Below are 15,705 nucleotides of genomic sequence, written 5' to 3' on the forward strand. Positions count from 1 at the left end.
GCAAGATCCGTCGCGGCAAAATTGGTCAACCGGTTGACAGGTTCGTCGCTGGATTTCAATACTGGCCGCGGCTCGCGGATCCCGCATTCCCGGCCCCGCACTCCGGCCCGCCCGGACCACTCCGGCCGCCAGACCACGGCCGCCCGGACCGCTCCGGCCGCTCCGCCGAGCACCGGACGCTCCCGCACCGCAGCAAGGAGTCAATGTGGACACCTCGACCACCTCGCGGCAACGCCGCCCGGGCGTGGAGAAGGCGGCCATCCGCAAAGTCGCGGTCCGCCTGGTGCCGTTCGTGGCGCTGATGTTCTTCGTCAACTACCTGGACCGCACGGCGATCAGCTTCGCCGCGCCGAACGGGATGCGCAGCGACCTCGGCCTGACCGCGGCCCAGTTCGGCTTCGCCTCCGGCGTGTTCTTCATCGGCTACCTGCTGCTGGAAGTGCCCAGCAACATCGCCCTGCAGAAGGTCGGGGCGCGCCGCTGGCTCGCCCGGATCATGGTGTCGTGGGGCGCGGTGGCGCTGCTGTTCACGTGGGTGCAGGACTTCACCCAGCTCGCGGTGCTGCGTTTTCTGCTCGGTGTGGCCGAGGCCGGGTTCTTCCCGGGCGCGGTGCTGTTCCTGAGCCTGTGGGTGCCCGCCCGCTACCGCAGCCGGATCCTGGCGCTGTTCTACCTGGCGCAGCCGCTGACCACGGTGCTCGGTGCGCCGCTGGCGGGTTACCTGATGCAGCAGCAGGGCGTGTTCGGCCTGCAGGGCTGGCGGTTCATGTTCTTCGGTGTCGCGATCCCGGCGATCGTGCTGGGCGTGGTCGCGTGGTTCTACCTGGCCGACAGCCCCGCGCAGGCGAAATGGCTCACCGCCGCGGAGAAGGACTGGCTGACTTCGGAACTTTCGGCCGAGCAGCAGGAGAAACCCGCGGGCCGCGGCGGAGTGCGCGCGGTGTTCCGCAACGGCCGGGTGTGGGCGCTGTCGATGCTCTACTTCGGGTTCATCTACGGGCTCTACACGCTGGCGTTCTTCCTGCCCGCGATCATCGGCCGGTTCGAGCAGCGGTTCTCCACCAGCTTCGGCGTGTTCGAGGAAGGCTTGATCACCGCGGTGCCCTACCTGCCCGCCGCCGTGGTGCTCTACCTGTGGTCGCGGGACGTGACCCGGCGCGGTCTGCGTCCCTGGCACATCTGGGGACCGGCGCTGCTCGGCGCGGTCAGCGTGCCGCTGGCGCTGTTCGCGGGCTCGCCGGAGCTGACCATCGCGGTCATCACGGTCACCGCGTGCTCGATCTTCGCCGCGCTGCCGAACTTCTGGACGCTGCCGACCCGGTTCCTCGGCGGAATGGCCGCCGCCGCGGGCGTCGCGCTGATCAACACCGTCGGCAACTTCGCCGGGTTCGTCGCGCCTTACGTCACCGGCGCGCTGTTCGACTGGACCGGCTCCTACGTGCTGCCGATGTTCGTCGTGGGCGGATTCTTGCTGCTTTCGGCAGTGCTGATGGTATTGCTGGGCCGCGGAGACCGGACGGGTGAGCAGACCCGCACGGCCGCCGACCGATCGTCACACCGGCAGGAGAACCCATGACACGACTGTTCAACGATCCGGGCGCGTTCGCCGCGGAAATGCTGAACGGCTTCGCGACCGCCCAGCAGCACCGGCTCCGCCAGGTCTCCGGCGGAGTGATCCGGCGCGGGCAGACCCCGCCAGGCCGGGTCGCCGTGGTGATCGGCGGCGGCTCCGGGCACTACCCCGCGTTCGGCGGCCTGGTCGGGCCCGGGCTGGCGCACGGGGCGGCGATGGGCAACCTGTTCGCCTCGCCGTCGGCCAGGCAGGTCCACTCGGTGGCCGCCTCGGCGGACAACGGCGGCGGAGTGCTGCTGTGCTACGGCAATTACGCGGGCGACGTGCTGCACTTCGGGCTCGCCGAGCAGCGGCTGATCGGCGACGGAATCGGCTGCCGCACGGTCGTGGTCACCGACGACGTCTCCAGCGCGGAACCGTCCGATGTGGACCGGCGTCGTGGCGTGGCCGGGGATCTCGTGGTGTTCAAGGCCGCCGCCGCTGCCGCCGAGGAAGGCTACGGCCTCGACGAGGTCGCCCGGGTCGCCGCGCACGCCAACGCCCGCACCCGATCCTTCGGCGTGGCCTTCGGCGGGTGCACGTTGCCCGGCGCTGACCAGCCGCTGTTCACCGTCGGCGACGGAAAAATGGCCGTGGGCATGGGAATTCACGGGGAGCCCGGCATCGACGAGCAGGAAGTCCCCACCGCCGACGGGCTGGCCGAGCTGTTCGTGCAGAAGGTGCTCGCGGAAGTGCCCGAGGGGGTCGGGCAGGTCGCCGGCAGCCGGGTCGCGGTGCTGCTCAACGGACTCGGGTCGGTGAAGTACGAAGAGCTGTTCGTGGTCTACCGGCGGGTGGCCGAGTTGCTGGCCGAAGCCGGGCTGGTGGTCGTCGAACCGGAGGTCGGCGAGCTGGTGACCAGCTTCGACATGGCCGGGGCCTCGCTCACGCTGTGCTGGCTGGACGACGAGCTGGAGCGGTTCTGGCGCGCGCCCGCCGACTCCCCCGCCTACCGCAAGCTCCCGGCTGCCGAAGACGGTCCGGAGTCCGCGCAGGCCGCGCTGGAGCTCGAAGAGATTCCGCGCGCTTCGGCGGAATCCCGCGCCGCGGCGGTGCGGGTGCTGGCCGCCCTGGAGACCGTCAAATCCACTGTGGACGACAATGCCGCGGAGCTGGGCCGGATCGACGCGGTCGCGGGCGACGGCGACCACGGCATCGGGATGCAGCGCGGCGCGGAAGCCGCGGTGCTGGCCGCGCGGGAAGCCGCCGCGGGCGGAGCGGGCGCTGGCACCCTGCTCGGCCGGGCCGCCGACGAATGGGCCGATCAGGCTGGCGGGACTTCAGGAGCGCTGTGGGGTGCGGCGCTGCGCGCGCTGGGAGCCGAGTTCGGCGACGATTCCGCACTCTCCGCGCAGAGCATCGCAGCAGGTGTACGAGCCGCCAAGGACGCGGTGATCCGCCTCGGGCAGGCGCAGCTCGGCGACAAGACGTTGGTCGACGCGCTGGTGCCGTTCGCCGATGAGCTGGAACGCGCGCTCGCCGCCGGATCGTCGCTGACGACCGCTTCGGGGCTGGCCGCGACCGCCGCGCAACAGGCAGCGGAGGCGACCGCTTCGCTGCGCCCGCAGCTCGGCCGCGCCCGGCCGCTGGCGGAGCGGAGCCTCGGCACGCCCGACCCGGGTGCGGTGTCGCTGGCGCTGATCGTGCGCTCGGTGCAGGCCGAGCTCAGCGCGGGAGCAGGCGCATGAGCACCGAGCACGAAAAAGCCCGCGCACTGCGGGAAATCGCCGAGGACGAATGCGAGCAGAACCGATGACCCGGCTGATCGGCACCAGCCTGAAGATGTACTTCGGCCACCAGCGCACGCTGCGGTATTGCACCGAGATCGCAGAGATCGCCGGGCGGCACCCGGCGGTCCGCGAGTCGGCGGCCGAGCTGTTCGTGCTGCCTTCGTTCCCTGCGCTCGCCCCGGCCGTGCAGCGCTGCCAGGAGACGCCGGTGGCCATCGGCGCCCAGGACCTGTTCTGGGAGGACGAAGGGGCCTACACCGGCGAGGTCAGCGGTGCGGAGCTGCGCGAAATGGGCTGCCGCTACGCGGAGGTCGGCCACGCAGAGCGGCGCCGGATCTTCGGCGAGGACGAGCAGGTGATCGCCGGCAAGACCGCGGCCGCGCTGCGCAACGGGCTGACTCCGGTGCTGTGCCTGGGAGAGGAGGACCGCGGCGAACCGGCGCGGGCGATCCGGACCTGCCGTGCGCAGCTCGACTCGGCGCTGCACGCCGCCCGCTCGGACGGCGTGCTCGGCCCGATCGTCGTGGCCTACGAGCCGCAGTGGGCGATCGGCGCCGCCGAGCCCGCGTCGCCGGAGTTCATCGGCGAGGTCTGCGCGGCGCTGCGCGCCGGTGTCGCGGCGGACCCGGCGCTGAGCGGCAGCCGGGTGATCTACGGCGGCAGCGCCAAGCCGGGGCTGCTGACCGCGCTGGGCGATTCGGTGGACGGGTTGTTCCTCGGCCGCTTCGCGCACGATCCGCGGGCGTTCGAGCAGATCCTGGACGAGGTGTCCGCACCATGACGATCGGGCTGAGCACCTACGCCTACTTCTGGCAGTGGTCCGAGCACGCGCCGGAACCGCTGTCGCTGACCGGCATGCTCGCCGACACCGCCCGGCACGGGGTGTCGCTGTTCCAGATCTGCGACTACCCGCCGCTGGAGTCGATGTCCGGCGAGCAGCTGCGGGCGGTGCGCGCGACCGCCGACCGGCTCGGCGTCGAACTGGAACTGGGCACCCGCGGCCTGCAACCCGAACACCTGCGGCGGTTCCTGCAACTCGCCGAGCTGCTGGGAGCGCGGCTGGTGCGCTCGATGATGCACACCGCGGACGACAAGCCGGACCTGGACGAGGCCGAACGCAGGCTCCGCGAGGTATTGCCCGAGTACGCGGCCGCGGGCGTGACGATCGCGCTGGAGACCTACGAGCAGGTGCCCACCGGCACGCTGGTCGAGCTCGTCGAGCGCGTCGGCGATCCGCACCTGGGCATCTGCCTCGACCCGGCCAACGTGGTCGCCGCGCTGGAACACCCGGCCTCGGTGGTGGAAAGCACCGCCGCGCACGTGCGGAACGTGCACGTCAAGGACTTCGAGTTCGTCCGGTCGCCGGGCTGGGTGGGCTTCTCGCTGATCGGCGCACCGCTGGGCGACGGGCTGCTGGACCGCGAACACCTGCTGCGGCAGGTGCGCCCGCAAGACCGCGGCATCAACGAGGTCATCGAGCACTGGCTGCCCTGGCAGGGCGATGCGCACACGACCTGCGCGGTCGAACGCGAGTGGACCGCGCACAACCTGGAGCACCTGAGGAGGCAGCGGGCATGACCGAGCAGTTGACCATCGCCGTGATCGGGGCCGGCGGCAAGATGGGGATGCGGGTGTCGGACAACCTGCAGCGCACCGAGCACACCGTGTACTACAGCGAGAACTCCCCCGCCGGGCAGCAGCGGGTCACCGGCGCGGGCCGGGAGGTGACCGGGACCGCGGTCGCGATCAAGGACGCCGATGTGGTGATCCTGGCGGTGCCGGACACGGTGCTCGGCGCGGTCTCCGAGCAGGTCGTTCCGCAGCTCAAGACCGGCTCGGTGCTGGTCACCCTGGATCCGGCCGCGGCGTACGCGAACCTGCTCGCCGAGCGCGACGACCTCGCGTACGTGGTCGCGCACCCGTGCCACCCCTCGGTGTTCCTGCAGCGCAAGACTCCGGAGGAACTGGCGGACACCTTCGGCGGCATCGCCGCGCCGCAGGATGTCGTCGCCGCGATCGAGTCCGGCGACGAGCAGCACCGGGCCGTCGCGGAATCGGTGATCCGCGCGATGTACGCGCCGGTGCTCGACGTGCACTGGGTGACCGTCAAGCAGCTGGCCTACCTGGAGCCCACGCTGGTGGAGACGGTGGCCTGCATGGTCGGCGACCTGTTGCGGGAAGCGCTGCACGAGACGGTGCACACCGTCGGCGTCCCGGAGCCCGCCGCGCGGGCGATGCTGCTGGGGCACACCCAGGTCGCGCTGGCCAACACGCTCAAGGGCGACAACCCGTTCTCGGACGCCTGCAAGATCGCGATGGACTACGGCCGGGAGAGCATCGTCAAGGACGACTGGAAGAAGATCTTCGACGATGCCGAGCTGGACGCGGTGATCACCCGGATGCTCCGGTTGGAGCGCATCGAGCGCTGAGCGCGGGCAGCCGTGCCTGCTCGGTGCACCACGCCACGATGCGGAACGCCTCGACGGCGGCCCGCGGCGGGTTAACCTCGGCTGCGTGGTTACCGTGCAGCGGGCGCAAGCCCTGGCCGACGACGTGCTGTTCCCGGACGCGTCCACAGTGGATGCAGAGGGCGTCGTTCCGCGCAGGCATTTCGACCTGCTCGCCGCGGAGGGCTTCTACGGCCTGGCGGCTCCGGCCGAGCACGGCGGGCCGGAGATCACCCTCGCCGAGCGTTCCCTGATCTTCGAGGCGTTCGCCGGTGGCTGCTTCGCGACCGCGTTCACCTGGGCGCAGCACCAAGGCGTGGTGCGCGGGCTGGCCACCACGGACCGCTCGGAGCTGCGGGAACGCCACCTCGCCGATGCGGTGCGCGGGAAGTTGCGCGGCGGTGTCTCGTTCGCCGGGGCGATCCCGCAGCCGCCGCGGCTGCACGCCACCCCGGTCGACGGCGGCTACCGGCTCGACGGCGAAGCGCCGTTCGTCACCGGCTGGGGGCTGGTGGACGTGCTGCGGCTGTCGGCCCGGCACGGCGAAATGGTCGTCGACGGACTCATCGACGCCGCTCCCGCCACCGGCATCCGGGTCGAACCGCTGACTCTGGTGGCAGCGCAGGCATCGTCGACCGTGCGGCTGTTCTTCGACGGCTACCACCTGCCGACCGAGCGGGTGCTCGACGAGGTCCCGCTGGCCGACGTGCTGGCCGCGCAGTCCGCGAGCGCGCGGCTCAACGGCGCCATGCCGCTCGGGCTGGCGGGCCGCTGCACCAGGCTGATCGCCGAGGCGGGACGCCCGGTGGCCGCCGACCGGCTCGAGGCGGAGCGGGACGCGGTGCGCGAGCAGCTCGATGCCGCTTTCGCCGAAAGCACCGCCTCCGGCGACGACTCCACGATCGCCGCGGCCAGAGCCGACGCCGCTGAGCTGGCGTTGCGCGCGGCAGGTGGGGTCGTCACCGCCGCGGGCAGTTCCGCGCTGCTGGCGGGCGCGCACGGCCAGCGGCTGGTGCGGGAGGCCACCTTCACGCTCGTCGCGGCGTCCCGACCGGCGATCAAGGACGGCATCCTGACGCGGCTGGCGGGCGATTCGGGGTGATCTCCACGCATCGCCGGGTTTCCTGACCGTTCCCCACGGCGGTTCGTCCGGTGCGCGTCGCCGACAACCGCGACGGCCGCAGGTGTCCGACACCCGGCACGGCGGAATCGCCCGAGTCGTCCACTGTGGACGTACGGGCTACCGCCGGTGCTCGTCGGCGATGCTCGCCAGCACCTCGACCGCGTCCGACCAGGCCTGCTCGTCCAGCCCGGCATGGGTGGTGATCCGCAGCCGCGAGATCCCGTCCGGCACCGACGGCGGCCGGAAGCAGCCCACCCGGACTCCGCGAGCGCGCGCCGCTGCCTGCGCGGCGACCGAGACCTGCGGCGACGGCATCGGCACCGAGAGCACCGCGCCCGCCGACGACCGCACGCCGAGCCGCTCGGCCAGCTCGCCACTGCGCCGGTGGATCCATGACGGGAGGTCCGGCCGCTCCCGCAGCACGCGCAGCGCGGCCTGCGCACCCGCGGCGGGAGCCGGTGCCAGGCCGGTGTCGAAGATGAACGGGCGGGCGACGTTCGTGACGTGATCGATCAGCGCGACCGAGCCGAGCACCGCACCGCCCATCGCGCCGAGCGACTTGGACATCGTCGCGGTCACCACCACCTGCGGATTCCCGGCGAGGCCCTGCGCATGCACCAGCCCGCGACCGCCGGGCCCGGCGACACCGAGCCCGTGCGCCTCATCCACGACCAGCAGCGCGTCGTGCTCGGCGCAGACCGCGGCCAGGTCCGCGAGCGGCGCCGCGTCGCCGAGCACCGAGAAGACCGACTCGGTCAGCACGATCGCGCGCCGGTCACCGGCCTCGGCCACTGCGGCCCGGACCGCGGCGACGTCGTTGTGCGGGACCACCTCGATCGCCGCCCGGGACAGCCGCGCCGCGTCGATCAGCGAGGCGTGCACGTGCGCGTCGGAGACGATCAGCGTCTGCTTGTCCGCCAGCGCGGTCACCGCGGAGAGGTTGGCGTGGTATCCGGTCGAGAAGACCAGCGCAGCCTCGCGTCCGGTGAACTCGGCGAGTTCGCGCTCCAGCTCGGCGTGCAGCGTGGTCGTACCGGTGACCAGGCGGGAGGCGCCGGCGCCCGCACCCCACTCCAGTACCGCGTCCGCGGCCGCCCGGCATACCTCGGGATGGCGGCTCAACCCGAGGTAGTCGTTGCCCGCGAGGTCGATGAAGTCTTCGTCGGCCGCCCGCGGCCGCAACGTGCGCTGCAAACCGGCGTCCTCGCGCACGCTGCGCCGCTCGGCCAACCATTGCGGCCAGCCGTTCATCGGTCAGGCGTTGGGCACCACGGCGGTGCCCGCCCCGCGGCGGCGGATCGCCGGATCGACCGGAGCTGCGGACCGCTGGGCCAAGTCCTCCTCGGATCCGAGCACGACGAAACCGTTGTCCCGGATCATCTCCAGGTCCGCCTTGGCCTCCTGGCCCTCCGAGGTGAGGTAGTCCCCGAGGAAGATCGAGTTGGCGACGTGCAGCGCGATCGATTGCAGCGAGCGCAGGTGCATCTCGCGGCCGCCCGCGATCCGCACCTCCCGGTCCGGGCAGACGAACCGCGCCATCGCCAGGATCTTCACGCAGTGCGCGGGCGTGAGCTCCCAGGTGTTCTCGAACGGGGTCCCGTCGAACGGCATCAGGAAGTTGACCGGGATCGAGTCGGAATCCAGCTCCCGCAACGCGAACACCGCCTCGACCAGCTGCTCGTCGGTCTCCCCCAGCCCGGCGATCAGACCGGAGCACGGCGAGAGGCCCGCTGCCTTCGCCTTCTCAACGGTGTCCACGCGGTCGGCGTAGGTGTGCGTCTGCACGATGTTCGCGTGGTTGCTCTCCGCGGTGTTGATGTTGTGGTTGTAGGCGTCCACACCGGACTCCTTGAGGCGCTCGGCCTGCTCGTCCTTCAGGAAGCCGAGGCAGGCGCAGACCTCCACATCGGGGTGCTCGCCCTTGAGCGCGCCGACCATCTCGGCGACCTTGTCGATGTCCCGATTGGACGGTCCGCGGCCGGAGGCGACCAGGCACACCCGGCCCGCTCCGCCCTGCAACCCGGCCCCGGCCTGCTGCAACGCCTCGTCGGTGGACAGCCACGAGTACTTCAGGATCGGCGCGTCCGAGCCGAGCGCCTGCGAGCAGTAGTTGCAGTTCTCCGGGCACATCCCGGATTTCAGGTTGACCAGGTAGTTCACCTTCACCGTGTTGCCGAAGTGCGCGCGGCGCAGCCGGCCCGCCGCGGCCACCACGGACATCAGTTCGGCGTCGTCGGCACGCAGCACCGCGAGCGCATCTTCGGGCGTGGCGGGGGTTCCGCCGAGGACGCCATCGGCGAGCTGCTGGAAGGTGGCGCGCATCGCTTCTCCCGGTGTCGGAGGACAGCAACCTGAACAGCGTTCAGCTGAACGGTGTTCAGGGTAGGATGGCGGGATCGACCGGTCAACCGGGGAGGGTTCGGGTGCGCTACCACCGCAGCGACGTCGTGGACCGCGCGATCGCGGTGCTGGACGAATACGGCCTGGAATCGCTGACGATGCGCCGGCTCGCCACCGAGCTCGGCGTGCAACCGAGCGCGCTGTACCACCACGTGCCGAACAAGCAGACGCTGCTGACCGCAGTCGCCGACGAGATCGTGGCCCGGGGCAAGCGGCCGCGGCGGGCCGAGGAGTGGGACCGGCGCGTGGTCGAGCTCTGCGGCGAGCTGCGGGACGCGATGCTCGCCTACCGGGACGGCGCCGAAGTGGTGCTCACCGCGCACACCTTCGGGCTCGGCGCCGGCGAGCCCGCGGGCCAGCTGCGCGCGGCGCTGCGCGACGGTGGCCTTCCGCAGGACGTGGTCGACGTCGCCACTCGCGCCCTGCTGCACCTCGTGTTCGGGCACACCGCGGAGGAGCAGACCGCGCTGCAGGCCGCCAGCGCCGGGGCGATCGACCGGGAACCCGCCAGGGCGTCCGACTTCGAGCAGGGCCTCGAACTCGTGCTGGACGGCCTGCGCTCCCGGGTGAACGGTTAGCGAGGAGTCACCCTCGTCGCTCCGGCGCGCGACCGGAGCGACGAGGGCCCGAGATCACGCGCCGATGGTGGCGGTGTCGATGACGAAGCGGTAGCGGACGTCGCTGTTCTCGACCCGCTCGTAGGCGGTGTTGACCTGGTCGGCGGAGATCAGCTCGATCTCCGCGCCGATGCCGTGCTCGGCGCAGAAGTCCAGCATCTCCTGGGTCTCCGGCAGCCCGCCGATCATCGATCCGGCCAGCACCTTGTTGCCCGCCAGCAGCGAGAAGGCGTTGTAGGACAGCGGTTCGCCGGGCGCACCGACGTTGACCATCGCGCCGCCGACGCGCAGCAGCCCGAGGTAGGAGTCGACCGGGAGGTTCGCCGAGACCGTGTTCAGGATCAGGTCGAAGCGCCCGCGCAGGGTCTCGAAGGTCGACTCGTCGGCGGTGGCGAAGTAGTCCTGCGCGCCGAGCTTGAGCCCGTCCTCCTGCTTCTTGAGGCTCTGGCTGAGCACCGTCACCTCGGCGCCCATCGCCGCGGCCAGCTTCACCGCCACGTGCCCGAGCCCGCCGAGACCGATCACGGCGACCCGCTTGCCGGGCGCGGCCCCCCACTGGCGCAGCGGGGAGTAGGTGGTGATGCCTGCGCACAGCAGCGGAGCGGCGACGTCGAGCCCGATGCCGTCCGGGATCCGGCAGACGAAGGCGTCCTTGACCACGACCTGCTTGCTGTAGCCGCCGTAGGTGTTCTCGCCGTCGAAGCCGACGCCGTTGTAGGTCTGCACGTTGCCCTGGACGCAGAACTGCTCGGTGCCCTGCTGGCAGTACTCGCACTCGCCGCAGGAGTCGACCATGCAGCCCACGCCGACCCGGTCGCCGACCTGGTACTTCGTCACGTCCGAGCCGACCGCGGCGACCACGCCGGCGATCTCGTGGCCGGGCACCATCGGGAAGATGCCCTCGCCCCAGTCGCCCTTGGCCTGGTGGATGTCGCTGTGGCAGATGCCCGCGTAGGCGATGTCGATCAATACGTCGTCCGGACGCAGATCACGTCGCGCGATCGTCGTCGGCGCGAGGGGTGCCCCCGGCGTCGGCGCGGCGATAGCGTGCGTGGTCGTGCTCATGAACCCTCCAAGGAACAGCTCTGCGAAGGGCTCGCGTGAGAGCCCTCTTACATCAATACATAGCGGCACGGCCACTTATTCCGACCGGAGGACGTGATCCACGGCATGGGCGGCAAGTACCACCACGGCGACCTGCGGGCCGCGCTCGTGCGCAGTTCGCTGGAGCTGATCGCCGAACGGGGCGTGGCCGGTTTCTCGGTCGCCGAGGCGGCCCGGCGGGCCAACGTCAGCCCCGGCGCGCCGTACCGGCACTTCCCGGAACGCGAGAGCCTGCTGGCCGCCGTCGCCACCACGACCGCCCAGCTGCTCACCGAGCGCGTGCAGCACGCCGCCGAGCAGCACACCGACGCCGCGGACGCGCTCGCCGCCGCGGCCGGGGCCTACACCGAGTACCTGATCGAACGCCGCGCCGGGATGCACCTGATCTACGCCGACGGCCTGCACGGTCCCCGGTACGCCGAGCTGCACGAGCAGACCCGGCGGCTGACCGACCAGTTCCTGCTGCGCTGCCTGGAGGTTTCGGACACGCCGCAGGACGCCCTGGAGCTGATGGAGCAGCTGTTCACCCAGGCGCACGGCTACGGCATGTTCTGGCTCGACGGCGTCTTCGCCAAGCACGGCTACTCCGCGGAACTGGTCGTGCGCAAATCCACCCGCGCAGCCCGCAGCGCGATCTACGGGCATCGGCTCGCGGGGGACCCGAGCCGTCTTTAGGTCGTCACTAAGGAGTTTTTCCAGAAAGGTCTGCGTGGCGGTGCCGGTAGCGGAACCTCAGCGCCTTCCTCGCTCCGGGATCGATTTCTGACGTATGCCCATACGCGGCGAAATCGCTGTCCTCGCGAGGAAGCCGCTGAGAACCCGCCGCGGTGCCGGTTGCTTGCATGGCCACTGCTCAGCGGCTCCGCCGCTGACAAGACAAGACCAAAGATCGTACTGAAACGAAGTGCTGCCGGTCAGTCCCGCTCGGCGGCGCTGATCGCCTCGGTGGACCCCTGGCGTTGGCGGTTGGCCACCAGCCGCGGGCCGGCCGACGCACCGCCGCGGTCCATCCGGCCCGCGGTCAGCGCGAAGGCGAGCCCCACGAGCGTGAGCACCACGCCGATGATCGCGGGCGAGGTGTAACCGAACCCGGCGCTGATCCCGACGCCGCCGAGCCACGCCCCGCCCGCGTTGGCGAGGTTGAACGCCGAGTGGTTCGAGGCGGCGGCCATCGTCGGCGCGTTGCCCGCCTTCTGCATGATCAGCACTTGCAGCGGGGCGGTCACGCCGAACCCGGCCGCGCCCAGCACCACCGTCATCAGCACCGCCGACCACGCGGTGTGCACGGCGAAGCTGAACACCAGCAGCACGACCGCCAGCGTGGCCAGCGCACCGTAGATCGTCGGCCGCAGCGCCCGATCGCCCAGCGGCCCCACCACGAGCGAGCCCGCGGTCATGCCGACGCCGAACAGCGCCAGCACCACCGGCACCGCGGACTCGGGCAGCCCGGCGAGCCCGGTCATCATCGGCGAGATGTAGCTGTAGACCGCGAACACGCCCGCGAAGCCGAACACGCCGGTGACCAGGCCGAGCACCACCTGGCGCGTGCCGAGGGCGGACAGCTCGCGCTTGAGGCCGATCCCCTGCGGCATCGGCACGCTCGGCACGAACGCCAGCACTCCGAGCACGGCCAGCGCGCCGATCGCGGCCACCACCAGGAAAGCCGCCCGCCAGCCGAACAGCTGCCCCAGGAACGTGCCGCCGGGAACGCCGACGATGTTGGCGACGGTCAGCCCGAGCAGCACGCGCGCCACCGCCGTCGCCTGCTTCGCCGGTCCCACCAGGTGCGCGGCGACGAGGGTTCCCGCGCCGAGGAAGGCGCCGTGCGGGAGCCCCGCCAGCATCCGTGCGACGAACACGGTCCCGTACCCGGGCGCAAACGCGGTGGCGAGGTTGCCGAGCGCGAAGATCCCCAGGAACAGCACCAGCGCGTTCTTGCGCGGCAACCGGGTGCTCAACGCCGTGAGCAGCGGTGCGCCGAGCACGACGCCGAGCGCGTAGGCGGAGACCAGGTTCCCCGCGTCGGCGACCGGGACGGACAGCCCTGCCGCCACTTGCGGCAGCAGCCCCATGATCACGAATTCGGTGGTGCCGATGGCGAACGCGCCCAGGGCGAGCGCGAGCAACGCCGGAGCCATAGAACATGACCTTTCACGACGGGATGAGATCGGGAAGCGGCGGCACGACACCGGGCCGACCACGCGGCACCCGCCCTGGCGCTCGGGCGATCGGGACCGACCGCGGAGCAGCTCTTTTAGCACGTGCCAAATACAGGGTTCCAGTCGATCCGCGCGGCCTTCAAGCCACGCCCCTGTGATGTGACTCGCGAGCACTCGCGGCAACGGCGACGAGTACCCTGCCGGTGACCGCGCGGCCGTCCGGAGCGACAAGTCAGCAGCGGCCGGTCGGACGGGTCGGCCAGGAGGAACGGGAATGCCAGGTCCGCAGGACCGGAACACCGCCCGTGGCAAGCGCCCCACCATGGCCGATGTCGCAGCCGAGGCGGGTGTCTCGCGCCAGACCGTCTCGCTGGTCCTCGGCGACAAGCCGGGGCCGAACCCCCGCACCAGGCAACACGTCCTGCGCGTCGCCGAAGACCTCGGTTTCCACGCCGACATCGCCGCCCAGCTGCTGCGCCGCGCACGCAGCCGCCAGCTCGGCGTGCTGTTCACGCTGGGGCATTCGCTGGACCCGCACGTCGTGGAAGCGCTCTACGCCGCGGCTTCACGGCTCGACTACAGCATCGTGCTCAGCGCGATCCTGCCCAGCCGCAACGTGCGCCACACCGTCGACGAGCTGCTCGGACTGCGCTGCGAAGCGCTGATCCTCATCGGGCTGGCCGTGGAGGCGCCCGCGCACCTCGGCCGGATCGCCGAGCGCATTCCCGTGGTCGAGATCGGCCAGCACACCGGCGCCGCCGGGATCGACAGCGTGCGCACCGATGACACCGGAGGCGCTCGGCTGGCCGTCGGCCACCTCATCGGCCTCGGACACCGCAAGATCGCGCACGTCGACGGCGGAACGCTGCCGGGAGCCGCGCAACGCCGCGACGGCTACCGCGCGGCCATGCGCGAGCACGGGCTCGACGCGCACATCGAGGTCCTGCCCGGCGACTACACCGAGGAGTCCGGAGCCGACGCGGCACGGGAACTGCTCAGCAGGCTCGACCTGCCCACGGCGGTCCTGGCGGGCAACGACCTGTGCGCCGGCGGCTTGATCACCACGCTGCTGCGGGCCGGGGTCCACGTCCCCGGCGACATCTCCGTGGTCGGCTACGACGACAGCCACAGCGCCGGTCTGTCCTATGTGGACCTCACTACGGTGCACCAGGACACCGGGCGGATGGCGGAGTTCGCCATCCGCTCCTGCACCGAACGCCTCGACGAGCAACGCGCCACGAGCACCGACGTCGTGCTGACTCCCGAACTCACGGTGCGCGGCAGCACGAGCCCACCCCGCGCAACGGACTGATCCGGGCGCTCAGGAGTCAGCCGGGGACTCAGGGGCCGGTCGGGCGCTCAGGGGCCGGTCGGGCGCTCACCGATCAGCCCGGGCGCGCTCAACCGAGCGCCAGCAGCTCGCCCGCGACCCTGGCGTCGGTGACCAGCCCGTGGATCAACCCGGAGCGGATCGCGGCGAGCACCGCCTTGATCTTCGCACTGCCGCCGCCGACGGCGATCACCTCGGGAATCTCGCGCAGCCGGGCGGTCGGCACGGCGATGCAGCGGTCCTCCAGCCCCTCGACGACCTCGCCGTCCGAGTTGAGCAGCGTCCCGCAGATCTCGGCCCGCACTCCCCGGCCGGAGAGCTTGCGCCGCTCCTCCACCCGCAGCGAATCGTGCAGCTGCGAGTCCGGCGGGTCCCAGCTGCCGACGCCGACCACCGCGCGGGTCACCATCCCGTGCAGTTCGAGCGCCCGGGAGATCCCGGCCTGCCCGCGCAGCCCGCGCGCCGTGGCCGCGTCGGCGACCACCAGCGGCGCGTAGATCGGGTTCGCGTGCCCGCCGTTGACCGCGCACATCTGGCGGACCAGCTCCATCGTGTTTTCCGAGATCGTGCCCGCGACCCCGGTCAGCTGGACGATCGGGCAGGTCGCCAGCTTGCTCAGCGCACCGGGGATCGCGCTGAGCGTGCGGCCCCACGCGATGCCGAGGCAGTCGTCCTCGGTCACCACGTCGGTGAGCAGGTCGGCGGCGGCCTGGCCGAGCTGCTTGCGCCGGGTGGCAGGCTCATCGGCAGTCGACACCGCCAGCGCGCGCTTGAGACCGAAGTGCCTGCGCAGCCGGTTGGACAGGTCGGCGTCCACGCCGGAGGGCAGCTCGACGGTGATGCGCACGATGCCCTCCGAGTGCGCCGCCTCCAGCAGCCGCGCCACCTGGAACCGGGACAGCGACAGATCTTCCGCGATCTGCGACTTGGTCTGCTTGTTCAAGTAGTGCTGCGTTGCGACGAGCGCGGCGAGGATCTGGCGCTCCGGTCCCACGTGCTCCCCCGTCCTACCGAGTGACCGCTCATTTGAGCGACGCCTATTGACGTATGAGCGGTATTGAACGGAAGGTTACCGCACTTCGCCTGACGTTGGGCTGATCGAGTGAGGGAGATCGGTGCGTGGCTGCTGGCCGGGCCAGGCCGGGACACCCGGCCGGCGAGCTGCCGGGCCGAGCAGCCTTCT

The 15,705-nt window shown here is 71.4% G+C and carries 14 protein-coding genes; 9 read left to right on the forward strand and 5 right to left on the reverse strand.

From position 1 onward, the window contains the following. The first annotated feature begins 205 nt into the window (after window positions 1-205). The 6 genes from INP57_RS18810 to INP57_RS18835 all read left to right on the forward strand — a co-directional run bounded on the left by INP57_RS18810 (window position 206) and on the right by INP57_RS18835 (window position 6,891). Window positions 206-1,576, forward strand: a complete 1,371-nt coding sequence (locus INP57_RS18810) for an MFS transporter (protein WP_307850163.1) — start codon at window positions 206-208, stop codon at window positions 1,574-1,576. After that, entirely contained in the window at window positions 1,573-3,300 is a 1,728-nt protein-coding gene (locus tag INP57_RS18815) for a dihydroxyacetone kinase family protein (protein WP_200071589.1), read from the forward strand. The genes INP57_RS18810 and INP57_RS18815 overlap by 4 nt, the downstream gene beginning before the upstream one ends. 64 nt (window positions 3,301-3,364) lie before the next feature. Next, on the forward strand, window positions 3,365-4,123 hold the full coding sequence (locus INP57_RS18820) for a triose-phosphate isomerase family protein (RefSeq protein ID WP_233627878.1): 759 nt from the start codon (window positions 3,365-3,367) through the stop codon (window positions 4,121-4,123). Then, entirely contained in the window at window positions 4,120-4,920 is an 801-nt protein-coding gene (locus INP57_RS18825; RefSeq protein WP_200071591.1) for a sugar phosphate isomerase/epimerase family protein, read from the forward strand. Before INP57_RS18820 ends, INP57_RS18825 begins: the two co-directional genes overlap by 4 nt. After that, window positions 4,917-5,771, forward strand: a complete 855-nt coding sequence (locus tag INP57_RS18830; RefSeq protein ID WP_200071592.1) for a phosphogluconate dehydrogenase C-terminal domain-containing protein — start codon at window positions 4,917-4,919, stop codon at window positions 5,769-5,771. Before INP57_RS18825 ends, INP57_RS18830 begins: the two co-directional genes overlap by 4 nt. An 85-nt stretch (window positions 5,772-5,856) precedes the next feature. Further along, on the forward strand, window positions 5,857-6,891 hold the full coding sequence (locus INP57_RS18835) for an acyl-CoA dehydrogenase family protein (protein ID WP_200071593.1): 1,035 nt from the start codon (window positions 5,857-5,859) through the stop codon (window positions 6,889-6,891). Window positions 6,892-7,029: 138 nt separating this feature from the next. Here the strand turns inward: INP57_RS18835 and INP57_RS18840 are convergent, their stop codons facing one another. Both INP57_RS18840 and bioB read right to left on the reverse strand, forming a co-directional pair. Beyond that, a complete protein-coding gene (locus INP57_RS18840; protein ID WP_200071594.1) occupies window positions 7,030-8,163 on the reverse strand; it encodes an 8-amino-7-oxononanoate synthase in 1,134 nt (377 codons plus the stop codon). Window positions 8,164-8,166: 3 nt separating this feature from the next. After that, on the reverse strand, window positions 8,167-9,234 hold the full coding sequence (gene bioB / locus INP57_RS18845; protein ID WP_200071595.1) for a biotin synthase BioB: 1,068 nt from the start codon (window positions 9,232-9,234) through the stop codon (window positions 8,167-8,169). Between the two features lie 101 nt (window positions 9,235-9,335). On the opposite strand from bioB, the gene INP57_RS18850 reads away from it, so the two are divergent. Beyond that, window positions 9,336-9,890 carry a TetR/AcrR family transcriptional regulator C-terminal domain-containing protein gene (locus tag INP57_RS18850; RefSeq protein WP_200071596.1) on the forward strand — a complete coding sequence of 185 codons (555 nt, stop codon included), beginning with the start codon at window positions 9,336-9,338 and terminating at the stop codon, window positions 9,888-9,890. Window positions 9,891-9,944: 54 nt separating this feature from the next. On the opposite strand, the gene INP57_RS18855 is transcribed toward INP57_RS18850, so the two are convergent. Beyond that, the gene (locus INP57_RS18855) at window positions 9,945-10,994 is read right to left on the reverse strand and encodes an NAD(P)-dependent alcohol dehydrogenase (RefSeq protein WP_200071597.1); all 1,050 of its coding nucleotides are present in this window, start codon (window positions 10,992-10,994) and stop codon (window positions 9,945-9,947) included. Window positions 10,995-11,099: 105 nt separating this feature from the next. On the opposite strand from INP57_RS18855, the gene INP57_RS18860 reads away from it, so the two are divergent. Further along, window positions 11,100-11,708 (forward strand): TetR/AcrR family transcriptional regulator, encoded by a 609-nt coding sequence (locus INP57_RS18860; protein WP_233627880.1) that lies wholly within the window; start codon window positions 11,100-11,102, stop codon window positions 11,706-11,708. Window positions 11,709-11,947: 239 nt separating this feature from the next. Here the strand turns inward: INP57_RS18860 and INP57_RS18865 are convergent, their stop codons facing one another. Beyond that, a complete protein-coding gene (locus INP57_RS18865) occupies window positions 11,948-13,171 on the reverse strand; it encodes an MFS transporter (protein WP_200071599.1) in 1,224 nt (407 codons plus the stop codon). 295 nt (window positions 13,172-13,466) lie between these two features. Between INP57_RS18865 and INP57_RS18870 the strand changes: the two genes are divergently transcribed. Further along, a complete protein-coding gene (locus tag INP57_RS18870; protein ID WP_233627881.1) occupies window positions 13,467-14,504 on the forward strand; it encodes a LacI family DNA-binding transcriptional regulator in 1,038 nt (345 codons plus the stop codon). A gap of 88 nt (window positions 14,505-14,592) precedes the next feature. Here the strand turns inward: INP57_RS18870 and INP57_RS18875 are convergent, their stop codons facing one another. Next, window positions 14,593-15,516 (reverse strand): sugar-binding transcriptional regulator, encoded by a 924-nt coding sequence (locus INP57_RS18875; protein ID WP_200071600.1) that lies wholly within the window; start codon window positions 15,514-15,516, stop codon window positions 14,593-14,595. Window positions 15,517-15,705 lie beyond the last annotated feature (189 nt).

Origin of the sequence: Saccharopolyspora galaxeae (genome assembly GCF_016526145.1) — a bacterium.
Lineage (GTDB): Bacteria > Actinomycetota > Actinomycetes > Mycobacteriales > Pseudonocardiaceae > Saccharopolyspora_C > Saccharopolyspora_C galaxeae.

Coding starts and splice junctions, on each gene's coding strand:
- INP57_RS18830 (WP_200071592.1), top strand. CDS start 4,917: ATGACCGAGCAGTTGACCATCGCCGTGATCGGGGCCGGCGGCAAGATG.
- INP57_RS18815 (WP_200071589.1), top strand. CDS start 1,573: ATGACACGACTGTTCAACGATCCGGGCGCGTTCGCCGCGGAAATGCTG.
- INP57_RS18855 (WP_200071597.1), bottom strand. CDS start 10,994: ATGAGCACGACCACGCACGCTATCGCCGCGCCGACGCCGGGGGCACCC.
- INP57_RS18825 (WP_200071591.1), top strand. CDS start 4,120: ATGACGATCGGGCTGAGCACCTACGCCTACTTCTGGCAGTGGTCCGAG.
- INP57_RS18840 (WP_200071594.1), bottom strand. CDS start 8,163: ATGAACGGCTGGCCGCAATGGTTGGCCGAGCGGCGCAGCGTGCGCGAG.
- INP57_RS18865 (WP_200071599.1), bottom strand. CDS start 13,171: ATGGCTCCGGCGTTGCTCGCGCTCGCCCTGGGCGCGTTCGCCATCGGC.
- INP57_RS18820 (WP_233627878.1), top strand. CDS start 3,365: ATGACCCGGCTGATCGGCACCAGCCTGAAGATGTACTTCGGCCACCAG.
- INP57_RS18860 (WP_233627880.1), top strand. CDS start 11,100: ATGGGCGGCAAGTACCACCACGGCGACCTGCGGGCCGCGCTCGTGCGC.
- INP57_RS18870 (WP_233627881.1), top strand. CDS start 13,467: ATGCCAGGTCCGCAGGACCGGAACACCGCCCGTGGCAAGCGCCCCACC.
- bioB (WP_200071595.1), bottom strand. CDS start 9,234: ATGCGCGCCACCTTCCAGCAGCTCGCCGATGGCGTCCTCGGCGGAACC.